The 13,984-nt window shown below is 41.7% G+C and carries 9 protein-coding genes; 4 read left to right on the top strand and 5 right to left on the bottom strand.

The annotated features are described in order from the left end of the window. Nucleotides 1-87: 87 nt before the first annotated feature. The 5 genes from HY811_01725 to HY811_01705 form a co-directional block, all read right to left on the bottom strand. On the bottom strand, nt 88-1,434 hold the full coding sequence (locus HY811_01725) for a hypothetical protein (protein MBI4833525.1): 1,347 nt from the start codon (nt 1,432-1,434) through the stop codon (nt 88-90). A 1-nt stretch (nt 1,435) separates the two neighbouring features. Next, nucleotides 1,436-1,678 carry a hypothetical protein gene (locus HY811_01720; protein ID MBI4833524.1) on the bottom strand — a complete coding sequence of 81 codons (243 nt, stop codon included), beginning with the start codon at nt 1,676-1,678 and terminating at the stop codon, nt 1,436-1,438. A 433-nt stretch (nt 1,679-2,111) separates the two neighbouring features. Continuing rightward, nucleotides 2,112-4,118 carry a sigma 54-interacting transcriptional regulator gene (locus HY811_01715; protein MBI4833523.1) on the bottom strand — a complete coding sequence of 669 codons (2,007 nt, stop codon included), beginning with the start codon at nt 4,116-4,118 and terminating at the stop codon, nt 2,112-2,114. 64 nt (nt 4,119-4,182) lie between these two features. Further along, the gene (locus tag HY811_01710) at nt 4,183-5,253 is read right to left on the bottom strand and encodes a hypothetical protein (GenBank protein MBI4833522.1); all 1,071 of its coding nucleotides are present in this window, start codon (nt 5,251-5,253) and stop codon (nt 4,183-4,185) included. 6 nt (nt 5,254-5,259) lie between these two features. Further along, nucleotides 5,260-6,591, bottom strand: coding sequence for an FAD-dependent oxidoreductase (locus HY811_01705; protein MBI4833521.1), 1,332 nt, complete (start codon nt 6,589-6,591; stop codon nt 5,260-5,262). 103 nt (nt 6,592-6,694) lie between these two features. Between HY811_01705 and HY811_01700 the strand changes: the two genes are divergently transcribed. Genes HY811_01700 through HY811_01685 form a run of 4 tightly spaced genes read left to right on the top strand, consistent with a single transcriptional unit; the run spans nt 6,695 to nt 13,958 of the window. Next, complete coding sequence (locus HY811_01700; GenBank protein MBI4833520.1) at nt 6,695-7,231, top strand: sigma-70 family RNA polymerase sigma factor; 537 nt, start codon at nt 6,695-6,697, stop codon at nt 7,229-7,231. Beyond that, nucleotides 7,221-7,856: a FecR domain-containing protein gene (locus HY811_01695; GenBank protein ID MBI4833519.1), complete on the top strand. Its 636-nt coding sequence runs from the start codon at nt 7,221-7,223 to the stop codon at nt 7,854-7,856. The genes HY811_01700 and HY811_01695 overlap by 11 nt, the downstream gene beginning before the upstream one ends. 5 nt (nt 7,857-7,861) lie before the next feature. After that, nucleotides 7,862-10,912 carry a pilus assembly PilX N-terminal domain-containing protein gene (locus HY811_01690; protein ID MBI4833518.1) on the top strand — a complete coding sequence of 1,017 codons (3,051 nt, stop codon included), beginning with the start codon at nt 7,862-7,864 and terminating at the stop codon, nt 10,910-10,912. A gap of 31 nt (nt 10,913-10,943) precedes the next feature. Beyond that, a complete protein-coding gene (locus HY811_01685) occupies nt 10,944-13,958 on the top strand; it encodes a hypothetical protein (GenBank protein ID MBI4833517.1) in 3,015 nt (1,004 codons plus the stop codon). The last annotated feature ends 26 nt before the right edge of the window (nt 13,959-13,984 follow it).

Genomic DNA, 13,984 nt, shown 5'->3' with positions numbered 1-13,984 from the left:
CCAGCAACAAGGCGGTTACTGCTACCGCAATAACGCCTGCACCAAGCCATTTGCTGCGAAGCGGTTTTCCTCTACTATTACGCATGATTACCTCCGTTTCTCATCATTTTTTATCTTTACTTGACTGGTGAAATACATTTCCGGGTCTTTTTTATCATCTATGGTTTCTACTAAGGCAGATAAGCTATAGCCAACAGGGGCGTTAAACTTTTCTTCCCCATTAACTTCGATAATTACTGGTTTACTATAATCAATGAGTTTTTCATTAAGGAAAATCGTCAACCCATTAAGGCTAATATTTTTGAATACCATGTTATTGCCTGCCATATTTGCTTGAGTAGTTTGCACAATGATTTTATTATTTTCTATTTTTGCTTCAATTCGTTGTTGCCTCGCGGGCTTTTCCAGCCTAAGCCAATAAAACGTATTTTTATAAGAACGATGAGGCTCCCATATTACCCGTTTAGGATAAGGATTACGTTTCTTAGCGAACATCCAGCTCCAAACATCTTTTAAATCAGGCGGTTTAGCATGGCCGATATTTTTATATTCTTTATACATAAATTCGTAAGGGCCATATTTTTCTTTATAGTCTTTAAGTGTTTCAGCCGCCTTGCGTGCGGAATCTATGGGCACTTGCTTGTCATCGGGGCTGTGGAAAAACCAAATAGGCGTATTTTTGAGATTAGCCGCAGTTCCAACATCCAGAATAATGCCCCCGGAAACATTTAAAGTGCAAACGCCTCCTGCTAAGGCACTGATTGAACCAAAAAGGTCGGCATAACATGTGCCGATACCCCAGGCACCATAACCCCCCATAGAAAAACCGGTAAGGTATACTTGGTTTGTATCTATATTATAACTCCGTTTCATATCATTTATAATTTCAATAACATAACGCTCTTCTCGTTCCGTATTCCAGGCAGAATTCTCATGTTTTATTACTGTCGGATAAACAACAATAAAATTAGGATTGGGATTGCCGATATAACCCATAATTTCATTGGCATCACCGCGATTGGCGCCACCTCCATGCAATACTATACAAAGACCGGTTTTCTTGCCTTGCTTGGCAGAAGAAGGAATAATAACCATATATTCGCCCGGATAATCGGGATGGGTGCATTTTCCTGCATTTTTGCCATCGTGTTTTGGCCCATTTTTAGTTAATGGCCAGATGGGTTTGGTTAACTCTGTTAAATCCTCTTTTGAGACGCGGTCATTATATTTATCTATTTCATTACTTAAATTATGTTTTTCGATGACATTGTTTGAGTTAAAATATTTCGCAATTAATTCGGCAACCGCTTTTTTCTCTTCTTTTGATAATCCTTTTTTAATTTCAGCCGGGTTAGATTCTTCGCTAACGCTAAGATGGACAGTCATTGCTATAAATAATATTGCCAGCATAACACAGCTAAGATTTTTTTTCATTCTACGAAACCCTTCCCGTCTTTAACTGAATCGGAGCTTTTTTCCAGCCAACCAGACGTCCTTTTTCGAAAAAGTAATATTCTTTGGTATTGTTATAAATAAAGAAATAAACCCATTCTTCATTCTTTTGAAGTTCACGTCGTGATTTAACCGGCTCAATCCTTTTTAATGCAGGTTTGCCGCGAACGGTTAAAATGTCCGCAGTCGTTAAAGGTGGGCAAATCATTGGATCGTTTTTAGTCATATTTGTCCTTTCTTTATTAAAAGTGATATTATATACATAATATACAGCAATAATCGTGCCAACATTCAGAATAATCGCGATTTTTTTTAATCGACCTAACTTTAATAAAATAAGGGGTTGGGTAACAGAGAGATGAAATAAATATGAGGCTTTATGAAATTATGTGTCTAAAAAGACACAATTGTGTCTTTTAAATACACATAATTAAAAATTAATAGGGTATATTGTTATTTTAATAGGTATAAAAATCGTCACTTCCAGCGATTCTACTTTTTCATCCCTGAAAAATAAGACTGTTTAGTTAATCCCAGTGTTTTTTAAGATACTCAGGGTGTTTATTTTGCCCCCTCATGTTTTTATCAGGAGCAAGTATGACGAAAAAGGTTATCGTGGTGATGTCTTGCTAAATAAGATAATGCGAAACGTTATTCGATTAATCGTTGGATTTAATTGGAATTTCTATTTTTAATTGTTTCATTTTCTTGTATAAATAGCGTCTTTCGTAACCCAAATAATGCGCCGTTTTGCTTATATTAGCATCGAATTTTCGCATAATTCCAATGATTATATCCCGCTGGAAATTATCCGTCATTACTTTGAGAGAGTGATTAGCATTTTCATTATCTTTGTGATAAGGCTCCTTATAATTTTGGATAGTTTCTGATAACATTGATGGGGTTATTGTTTTTGTGTCCGGAAATAAAACGCAAATTTTCTTCATTTCATTTTCCAGCTCACGAACATTACCCGGCCAGGGATAGTTGATGAGGAGTTCCGACGTATCGGCCGGTATTTCCGGGAGTTTCTTATTGGTAGGCAAGCATTTTTGTAGGAAATGCTGGGCTAGCAGTAAAATATCTTCTTTGCGGTCCCTTAATGGAGGAAGGTTAATAACTATGGTGTTAATCCGGTAAAACAAATCTTCGCGGAATAATTTTTGTTTGACCATTTGCTCAATATTTTGATTGCTGGCGAAAACGAAGCGTGTATTGACAGGAATCGATTTTGAAGCGCCAATCCGCCATAGAAGCTTTTCTTCTAACACCCTTAATAGTTTTTGTTGCATTGATGAAGACATATTGGATATTTCGTCTATAAAAAGTGTTCCACCGCTAGCCAATTCAATATAACCTTTTGTATCTTCTATTGCACCGGTAAAAGCGCCTTTGGTATGTCCGAACAGCCCGCTTTCGATAAGGGTTTCCGGGATAGCGCCGCAGTTGAATGCTAAACAAGAATGTTTCCCGCGCAGGCTGTCGGTATGAATAATATGTGCGATTAATTCCTTGCCTGTGCCGGTTTCACCATGGATTAAAACAGGCATATCCGTTGGAGCGATCTTTTCGATAAGCTGGTAGACTTCGTGCATTACGATGGAATTACCGATGACGATTTCTTTGCAAGGAGACGTTTTATAACGATTATTAATAGCATAAACAAGAATATCCGGGGCAGTTTTTGACGAAGTTGATTGCCTGAAGAGACTTACGAAATCCCGCATCATTTCATAAAGCCACGATGTATCAAGGGTAGCTAACAGGGGTTTGATTCTGTTTTCTATGGCTTCTGATTTGTCAGGAAGTCCTTTGGAAAAATAACACTTGCTCAAAAAAAGCCCTGCTTCACAGACAACATCGTTAAATCCGAGTTGTTTAGCCTCTTTAAGAATGCCTTGTGAGCACTGGATAGCATCATCAAGCTTTCCTTCTATAAAATCAATCGTTGCCAGATGTTTTTTTACTTCAAGGGTGCTTGAGGGGTATTCGGAATTCGAATCCTCTTTAATGCATTCCTGGAAAAGTTTCCTGGCGCCGGGATAATTTTTCAAAGCCATCAGGTATTCACCCTTGAGATGTTTGTAATTTATTTGGAACTTCTTATCCGATTGGGAAATACTATATTTGGAAAGTTTCTTTTCAATGATTTCCTCCACTTTATCCAATTCGTTTTTCAGCAGATAACAATATCCCAAATCAATCAGTGTTTTGAGATAAGTATTTTCATCCATGGGAAACGACTTGGTCCCATGCTTGGCGTAATATTCTTCTACTTTCTCAAATTTCTTCAAAGCCATGTTGGTGTTTCTAAGCAGTAAAAAATCATATCCCAGCATATATGAAGTATAAATGATATGCGGGAGAGAAAGATGATTCTTGGAAGAAATCAAATAAGCCTCGTGGAAACTGTCCAAAGAATGGGATAGTTCTAAACGCCACTGGTAGATATAACCTAATCGGCAATGTAAAAGATACTCTTCATACGGTGTGTAAGACAAATCAGGCAGTTTCTTCAACGCCTTTTCCGCAAGGCGCTTTGCTTTAGTTATTTCTTTTTTATCCAAGAAAGATTTGATTAGTTCCAGATAATTGGATAGATTAGCCTTTTTCGCTACAAATAACGGCTTAGATTCTCTTCGGTCAGTACGAGTGCGTTTTGGCATGAGTATGTTTATACATAAAAAACCAATGGTTGTCAAGACGAAATTAAAATTGTGTTTCGCTATTTTAAATAAGTCCTGAATTATTTTTGATGATGATGTTTTTTAACACAGAAAATCTCTTTTCTGATTCTGTTTCCGAAAGAAGCCCTAATCCGCAGGCAGGAGAGATAAGGGATTGGTTCAGGATTAATTCTTTTTTTACTCCTTTTTTAGCCAATAGTTCTATGCCGCAGCTCAACTTTGAGGAAAGTTCATTCGTTGTTATAGGGTTTTCCAATGTAGTCGAAGGGACTATCCCCCAGGTGATTATTCCCCCTCGGGAAAGAAATTTGTTTGTTTCCTTTGTATATAAGGCGAATTTTTCCATATAACTATACGCATCAAACGATATGATATCCAAAGGCAGATTTAATAACATTCCCCAATCTGTGTTTCCGCAACAGTGTAATCCGATCAATGCCTTTTCCGCATGTAAGGCATCTATTATTTCATTCAACTGCTTTTCTATAATCTCTTTGCCGATCGGCAGATAGGCAGAGCCGTATTCCATTAAAGAAGGCTCGTCCATAAACATTATCGGGTTGAGTTTTAGTTCCTTTATCTTTTTAACCTGCCAGAGAGCTTTCATTGTTAGGCATTTGACCGCCATATCCGCCAGGATTTCGTTGTGGATGATTGCCTTACCGTTTTCATCCGCCAGGTTTAGCCCGAAGGTAATTGGTCCAGTAATTTGTCCTTTGAGGTGTTTCATTTTGATGTTTTTCCCGCTACGCTTCGCTTCGGTGACGTCGCTTCGTTCCGTAATAGTTTCCAGCATCTTATGAAGCCCAAGGGCATAATCGGGCGAGATGGTAAAGTGCTCTATATTCTGATTAAGTATATTTTCGTAAAAGAGTTCCATTCCTTTTTCCGCTGATGGGGTATCCAGATGGACTTTGCCGGCCTTTAGGTCAAGCTTGATGCCCGGTATGCCTTCTATGTACTGGGTAATCATGCCTTCACAAAAACTGCGTTTTGGCAGTTGTGGAAGGAAGGGGATTTCTTCCAGCGTTTGAAGGATTAAAGCACATGCAAGGGAGGCGTCTTTATGGGGCAGGCTTCCGATGGCTGTAGGAGTGAAATTAAATTTCGGCATGATATTTTATTTCGATAACTTAATCTTACGCAGAAGAGATTGTGCCGCGATGGCAATCGGGTCCCAGATATCAGCTACAGGCGGTGAGTAGCAGAAATCCGCCTGTGCGAGTTCATCTACCGTAATCTTTTTTTCAATTGCCAAGGCAAGGGTATTGATGCGTGGGGCAATGGATGTCTTACCGAGGATCTGCCCGCCCAACAGTATATGGGTTTTGGCATCGGCAATCAGTTTTACATATATATCCGTTCCGCCAGGATAATAATGAGGCAGTGACGGGTATTTAACCATGATAGAAACGGTTTGGAACTTATCAGCGTAAAATTGTTTAAGGTAAGATTCCGTAAAACCGGCACTGCCGGCTTCGGTTTCCATTGTCTTAATGACTGCAGAATTGCAGACCGGGGGTGATTTTTGCCGTTCCCCAACGGCATTTGTTCCGGCAACCACTCCCTGCCGTGCGGCAATTGTGCCCAGTCCTATGGTAATCGGTTCACCTGTTATGGCGGATATGGATTCGGCGCAGTCACCAGCGGAATAGATATTTTGTATATTAGTTTGGAGATGTTCATTAGTTTTAATGCCACCTGTTTTGCCGATTCCTATTCCGGCATTCTTGGCAAGCAATATATTCGGTCGGACGCCGGCGGATATAATGACTAAATCCGCGTCGATTGATTGGTCTTTGGTCTGGACCTTTTTAGGCGTTATTCCGGTAACCAAGGCGTGTTCCAGCACTTTGATATTATGGGTTGCCAGGAGGGCATTTATTATTTTCCCGATATCCTCATCAAAAGCGCGCCACATAGTCCGGACAGACTCGATGAGCGTTACGGTAATTCCTTTGGAATGGAGCGCCTCGGCGATTTCCACCCCGATAAAACTTACACCGATGATAGCCGTGGATTTAACGGATTCGGCTGATTTTACTATAGAACGAGCATCGTCTATTGTGCGCAGAGTTAACACGTGCGGTAAATCCGCGCCGGGTATGGGTGGTTTTTCCGGGGAAGAACCGGTGGTAAGAATAAGGGAATCGTAATCAAAATTACCTGTTTTAGTGGAAACTGTTTTGGCTTTCGGGTCTATTTTAATTACTTCCGTATTTTTAATATGATTGATTTTCTGCTGGGAGAAGAATTTATCATGGAATACGATAAGGTTTTCCAGGGCAGGGATAATACCTTTTATGGCAAAGGGTAGTCCGCAACGGGAGTAGGTAGGGTATGGTTCCTTATCCAGCATGGTTATTTCAGCAGAGCGGTCTGTCTTACGTGCAGAGAAAGCGGCTGAAGCGCCGGCCGTGCCGCCCCCGATTATTACAATTCTTTTGCCCATGGCTGGTTATTTTAGTATAATGTAATAATATTTCAATAAAAAAAATAATAATTGCAGTAAAAAGAGGTTTGAAGTCATTATATAATAGATAAGGATATATTAAGTGGCAGAAGACGGGCAAAGGGAATTAAAAGATGCTGAATTGGTTTCAGGCGCCCAGAATGGCGATAAGGATTTTTTCAGCGAGTTGGTCAAACGTTATTATAAGCCTTTGTTCGGATATATTTTTATCAGGATGCGCGATTACTACGCAACAGAGGATATCGTGCAGGAGGCGTTTTTCAGGGCTTATTGTTCTTTAAGTAATTGCCGCAAGCCATCAGGTTTTACCGGTTGGCTCTTTAAAATCGGGCGTAACTGCCAATCTGAATGGATGAGAGACCGGAGCAAGTTCCGCCGGATTCCTGAAGGGATAGACGTGCCGAAGTTTGATGAATATAAACCGCAGATCCTGAATATATTGGGGATGATAAAGGATTTGCCGGAGCAATATTACCTGGTGCTTTCTTTGAAGTATTTTAAGGGTATGAGTTGCGCGGAGATTTCCGAGAAGCTGGAGCAGCCGATTGGTACGGTTACTAGTAATCTGGCAAGGGCGTATAAACTGCTTAAAAAGGAGTTGAATAAAAATGATTTGTAAAAAAGCAAGAGAATCAATGGAGCTTTACCGGGTCGGGGAGTTGCCTGAAAGCGAAAAGGCATTAATACAGGCGCATCTTAAAACATGCAAGAAATGCCAGTCATCATACGAAGAGGTAAAAAGGCTGGATGGTTTGATTTGCGAGGCTTTTCAGAAAATAACACCGGTCGTGAATCGTGAAGAGGAAGTTATTGAAAGGGTTAAGAGCGCGGATATCTTATCGTTTTCCGTGATGCTAAAAGGCAAACCCGTAAATAAGGCGATTGCTTATGCGATAGCGGCATCGGTGATGCTGGTTTTGTTTGCCCTTATTATTTTTATGATTAAGACCAATCCCGAAGTTGTGAAAGAGGCTGGTTTTGTCGCCGAGCGCACAGTGATTCTGAATGACGGGAGCAAGGTGTTACTGGGAAAGGATTCCAGCATCAGGGTAGACGATACCAAAGGTGAGGTTGTTTTAGAAAAAGGGCATATCCGACTTTATGCAAAGAAAAGCGACAATGCCGTAAAGGTTATTACGCCATTCAATACAGTTATTAAAAAGGGTAACGATTTTATAATTAATGCTGGGAAGAACAATAAAGAGGTAAATGTTTACGGTTCGATAGAACTGAGCACGCAATAAACAATATGAGAGAGAAAAACAAAGGCATTGTTTTGATAGTGGTCCTAGCGGTTTTGACGATTCTTTCTATGATAGGGATTATGTTGATAAGGTTATCCACCATAGAGCGGACCACTTCACGCGCCTACAGCGATTTAATCCAGGCAAAAATGCTGGCGGAGAGCGGTATTTTCCACGGGCTGACCAATATCCGTGCGCTTTTGGCGGAAAAAGGTTTTAAGGCGGATGAATATTTTTATTACGGAGAAGATCTGAACGCGAATAATGCGCTTGATGCCGTTGAGGATTTAAACAAGAATAATAAATTAGATATAAACAGTGCTGCTTTAAAATGGGCAGTTCGTCCTTCGTTTATGGCTGACCTGGACGGTAACGGTTCTATTGACCAGGGTGATTTGATTGAGATACGCGGCAGGAAAATAGGCGTTTCCGGAATGATGAATCAGACGGATAGCAAGAAAAACTTTTTCACCTTACGCATTGACGACTTATCAAACCGTGTTTTTGTGAATATGTCAGACCATGCGCATCTTCAAAGCATCCTGGAAAACCTGGCCGAGGAAGTGGGGCTGGAGAGAAATGTCGGGACCAGAATTTACCAGAACCGGGGGGCGGGTTATTTTTCATTAAGCGAAATAGAAGGCAAGGCGAAATTAAGCGAAGACGAGTTTAATAAAATTAGACCTTTCTTAACGGTTTATTCCTGGCTTGATAAAAGTGTGGTGGAATCCGTAACGCCGGCTGACCGCTTGGGAAAACCGGCATTAAACACGCCGATTTACAGTTGGGAAACGGTCCGCACGCCATACATGGATTATCCGCGCGATTATTCAAAGGATGCTTATAACGGACAGATAGTCGGGAGGCCGCCGGTTAACATTAATACCGCACCGAAAGAAGTTCTTGTTGCTTTAATTAGGAATCTTAGAGGGTTTTATCTTGATGAAGGCTCCACGATTATCCCTATGGTCAGCGCGTACGGGATGATGACTGTTAACTACACTTATGTAGGCTCCAGCGGGCAGAGCGGTACGTTAGGAAGAATAGTGGAAACGCCGGTAATAGATAAAGTATTGGCCGGTAAGATAGCCGATTCTATCATCGCTAACAGGCTGATTAAAGAAGAAGAGAAAGAGTCTGATTGGGAAGGCGCGTTTAATTCCTGGCAGCAATTTAATCAATTTTGCGATAATGTTCTCTGGCTCGGCAAGGGGGGGCGGGCGCCTCATAAAGGAATTATCAATTCACAGCAGTCGGATGTCCTTAAGGCGAATTTTAATCCGAATTCCAATATTAATGATTTTAACCCGAGTTACCAGCGGATGTTGTGGGTGGATAAGACAGACCTGACTTATTATACCACGGAATTTTCTTTCTTTCCCTCGGGTTATTTTTCCATAGATTCCATCGGCAGGGTGCTGGATAAAAACGATAAGCTGCTTGCGGAAGCCGAGATTAACACGGTGGTAAAGCTTTTTGATATATATAAAGAAACTTCGCAAAGCGAGTTTTTGAATCAATACAAGGGAGATGATGTTTCGATTGGATCAGTTATTTCAGAAAACAACGGTGTTTTTGACAGCGCCAATAACTTAAGCCTTCAGGCGTATCCGGAAATTCTTAATAAGGATTATGTCAAGGACGCAACTTATGAAGGATATATCAGCCTGGCGACAATCGAGCACAAGTTTGATAATGCAAACTTTGCCGTACACTATTCTGATAAGGGCTTGGATGCGGAAAATTCCGGACATAAATTAATGAGGGATGCTAAAGGTCCTTATGAGGACCGTTTAGTCTGGAATACCAAAGAATATCCAAAAAACTGGTATGCCGGTAAATTATTCCCGGACGGCGTATACAGCGAAATTGATTCTGTCCCCATGTATAATTACCGGCCGAGAAACCTAGATTCAGTGGTGGTTTCTATGTGGATTAAACCGCACTTTTTTCCGGAAAGCGCCGCGAAAGTCAGGTCATATTTCACATATCAGTCGAATCAATGGGATAGCTGGTATAGAATGTGGATAAGCTACCCTTTCGGGATTTATAGTATTGCCAATACGAACGGTTCCGGTTCGTTCGGCTCATCGGGGTGGGGGAGCCAAGCATGGTACCGTTATCCTTCAAATATGGAAAATTTAAGCCGGGATGGTTATAGTTATTGTGAACCATGGGATAACGCTTCTTTTATGGCAGGCGGCTGCAGTGCCAGCCTGCGTAACATAGATGCCGGAAATAATTATTGGGGAGGCGGAGTCGGGACCCCTTGCCTTAATCATATCGGGCACGGGCATGACGGTATATATGTCAACGGATTCTGGGGAACTTATTTCCGGGCCGGTAAATGGATGCATTTGGGATGGATTCATGTCCCGGCGCAGAAAAAAGGCGGTTATACAGGTAGTACAGGGCAGGGAATAAATGACATCCTGTTTATTAACGGACAGAAATGCGGCGGTATTTTTACGACAGGAGAATTTGATGCCAGTAAGGCTAATTATTACATCCAACAGAATATTCTCCGTTTCGGTGAGCAAAGAAGTTCTCCATGTTTGAATACCGCACCTGATTCCACTATTGATGAGGTTCTTGTTTGGGAAAACCTAAATGAAGAAGCAGGCGAAAAAGTAATCATGGATATTTGGAAAGAAGGGCGTTATTATAAAGAAAATGATGCGGTATTTACCTCAGGGCCGATTGATCTGTCAAAAGAAGCTGGATTACCGGGAGGGTCCCCTGTTACTTTTCTTATGGCGTATTGGACGCAGTATTGCCCGGAAACCCTTCCCAGGAATGCGACCTGCGAAGTTAATATCGTGGACAGAAACGGCAATGTAATTCATGATTCTGAATATTTGACGAATCCGGCCGGTAGTATGATTAAGGCTGAAGATGGCCGTTTATTGGAGATAAGCGAACCCATCCGCTATAAGGTTTATTTCAGGCCGCAAACGAACATTAACGACGTGGTGGTTGATCCATTGATATTTGATGATATTACTTTGGTATATTATGCTGCTCCCAAGTTTTTATCATGGAGTTTTGTTCCGTAATTAATAATGAAATATTTTAAGGAGGAAATGTATGAGGAAAAAGAATAATGGCGTAGTGCTTATCATGGTGTTGGCTGTCTTGACGGTTTTATCGCTTATCGGAGTGATGCTGACAAGATTAGCATCCATAGAACGGACCACTTCACGGGCATATCGCGATCTGGTTCAGGCAAAAATGCTGGCGGAAAGCGGCATCTTTTACGGGATTACCACGACGCGCGCCCTTTTGACGGATGATTTTTACAGCAATGCTTTTATGTATATGGGCGAAGATTTAAATAATAACGGGTCTTTGGATGCGCTTGAGGATTCTGATAAAAATAATAAGCTGGAGATATATGATTGCCCACTCCGCAGGGCGGTGAGGCCTTCATTCATGTTAAACAAGAACGATGACAAGGACAAAGACGGCAATCCTGTTTTTAATGAAGAAGATCTAATGGAAATGCGGAAAAAGAAATTAGGCGTCACCGCGGAAATGAGCCAGACAGATGGCAAGAATAATTTCTTTTCTATCAGGGTTACGGATCTTTCGTCCTGCATTTATGTGAATATGGTGGACCATCCCTGGATTCAAAACATCCTGGAAAACCTGGCGGAAGAAATAGGTCTAAGCAGGGCGGTTGGGACTAAAATTTATCAGAACCGCGGTAAGGGGTATCATACTTTCGAAGAAATCAAAGACAAGGCTGATTTAACCGATGACGAATATAATAAGATTAAATGTTACCTGACGGTTTATGCCTGGCAGGATAAAACAGTGGTTAAATCCGTTCCTCTTGAGAAAAGAATCGGAGCTCCCAAATTAGGCGCCGGGCTTGAAACAGCGGAAATTTTTAGGCCCATTAAAATTGAATTTCCGTGTGATACATCCAATTCCGAATCTGGTTATTTAGGAGAAGGTGAACTTGAACCGGTCGGGCGCGCGCCGGTTAATGTGAATACCGCGCCGAAAGCTGTTTTAGTCGCTTTATTAAAAGGGCTTAAGGGGTGGTATTTGGCTCCGGCAACAGGCGGAGGCCAATCGGGTCCCTATGATATATTATACGGCACCACACATACTGGGGGCGTTGCTTTGGGAAGCGTTACCGAAACTCCGGAAATTACTTTACAGCTTGCCCGCCAGATTGCGGATGCGATAATTGCCAATCGCACGATAAAAAATCCTGCCAAGAAATGGGAAGGCCGTTTTAAATCCTGGCAGCAGTTTAACCTGTTTTGTGACAATGTGCTTTGGAAAAGTACGGCCAACCCACAGGGGTTCCTGACCGCACAGCAATCCGATGTTATTAAGGCGAACTTCAACTCTAATTCCAATATTAACGATTTTAATCCTGATTTCCACCGGATTTTCTGGGTGGATAAAACAGACCTGGCTTATTTCACGACAGAATTTATATTCTATCCGACCGGCTATTTTGCGATAGATTCCATCGGCAGGGTGTTTAATAGCGATAATAAAACCATGCTTGCGGAAGCCGAAATTTCCAGTCTCGTTAAATTGTTCGAAATATACCGCGAAACGACGCAATCAGAATTTCTTTATGAGAATTGGAAAAATGATGTGCCTATCAGAGGAACTATTATTTCGGAAAACAGCGATCAGGGCCTTATTGAAACGACAAATAATCTTGCCCTCCAGACCTTTCCTGAACTACCGGATGTTGAATATCTCAAGAACGCAAATTATGACGGGTATATCAGTCTGGCGACGCTTGAGAATAAACCTGAAGACGTGCAATTCAGGGCAAACTTTAATGAAAAAGGGCTTGATGCGGATGTCGGGCCATCGATAACCGTTGATACCAAAGGACCGTATAAAGATGCTTTGTTTAACCAGGCTGATAATGTAGCTTGGAGATGCGGTAAATTATTTCCTGACGGCGTTTATTCGGAAACAGAATCCGTTCCCATATATTCATATGTGCCTGCGAATATGGATATGGTGACGGTTTCCATGTGGATTAAACCACAGTTTTTCCCGGAATTTACCTCGCGCACAAGGGTTTATTTTACTTATCAATTCAGGGAAAACAGAAGAGGATGGTGGGGTTCCGGGCGTGGTTTCCCATATGGTATCTATTCTATCTGGCGTAAAGGGGATTCTAACGCATCAGAAATCTTGAGCACCAGGGGATATAGCTATGGGAATGCCTGGGATAATGCTTCTTTTATTGCGGGAGCAGCTGATTCAACAGGGAAAACCCAGTATGCCGGAGGGGTTGGTTCGCCATGCCTTAACCATCAAGGGCATAGTCATGAGTATATTACAAGGGGAACACAGCAATGGGGTAATTGGTTCCGCGCAGGAAAATGGATCCATGTCGGTTGGGTGCATGATATAACAACACAGGCCCGTCCCGCAGGGCACGTAGCAAGATATAACTCGGATAAAATGGATTTGCTTTATATTAATGGACAAAAGGTTATAGGCCAATATTCAATGGGAGGTACCAGTACTTATTTAAGCGGTGGCAGCACCGGTTATTTAACCGGCGGTTATGGCGGTTTGAGGTTAGGCGAAAGGAAATCGGCTAATTACATGAATTCCGCTCCTGATTCAACGCTTGATGAAGTCATTGTCTGGGAAAATTTGGCTTTAGCGGATGGCGGCTTAAAAATATCCGAAATATGGAACGAGGGCCGTTATTATAAGCGTAATGATGGCTCTTTCACTTCGCGAGAAATTGATCTGGTCAAAGAAATGGGCTTGCCCAAAGACTCATCCGTTACTCTCCTTATGGCTAATTGGACGCAGTACCGGCCGGATACGCTCCCAACTACGGCGACATGCGAAGTAAGTATCCTTGATGCGAAATCCCTTGACCCGATAACCGAGCCTTCTTTATTGAATAAGCCGGATGGCACTGTCATTAGAGGTTACGGTAATACTCCGGCGAATATAAGCGAGCCCATCCGTTACCGGGTTTATTTCAGGCCGGATGCGAATATCAATACGAGCGTGGTCGATTCTTTAATATTTGACGATATCACTTTAATATATTATGCTAGCCCGAGGTTTTTATCATGGAGCCCCGTTCCTTAGAAAATTAGATTATTATAAGGAGAATA

Source organism: Planctomycetota bacterium (assembly GCA_016207825.1).
Lineage (GTDB): Bacteria > Planctomycetota > MHYJ01 > JACQXL01 > JACQZI01 > JACQZI01.
This window is presented reverse-complemented; position numbering and strand designations above follow the sequence as displayed.

What these genes read in the sequence shown, in the direction of transcription:
- HY811_01690 (MBI4833518.1), top strand. Translation starts at nt 7,862, where the DNA reads ATGAGAGAGAAAAACAAAGGCATTGTTTTGATAGTGGTCCTAGCGGTT.
- HY811_01715 (MBI4833523.1), bottom strand. Translation starts at nt 4,118, where the DNA reads ATGCCAAAACGCACTCGTACTGACCGAAGAGAATCTAAGCCGTTATTT.
- HY811_01705 (MBI4833521.1), bottom strand. Translation starts at nt 6,591, where the DNA reads ATGGGCAAAAGAATTGTAATAATCGGGGGCGGCACGGCCGGCGCTTCA.
- HY811_01695 (MBI4833519.1), top strand. Translation starts at nt 7,221, where the DNA reads ATGATTTGTAAAAAAGCAAGAGAATCAATGGAGCTTTACCGGGTCGGG.
- HY811_01725 (MBI4833525.1), bottom strand. Translation starts at nt 1,434, where the DNA reads ATGAAAAAAAATCTTAGCTGTGTTATGCTGGCAATATTATTTATAGCA.
- HY811_01710 (MBI4833522.1), bottom strand. Translation starts at nt 5,253, where the DNA reads ATGCCGAAATTTAATTTCACTCCTACAGCCATCGGAAGCCTGCCCCAT.
- HY811_01720 (MBI4833524.1), bottom strand. Translation starts at nt 1,678, where the DNA reads ATGACTAAAAACGATCCAATGATTTGCCCACCTTTAACGACTGCGGAC.
- HY811_01685 (MBI4833517.1), top strand. Translation starts at nt 10,944, where the DNA reads ATGAGGAAAAAGAATAATGGCGTAGTGCTTATCATGGTGTTGGCTGTC.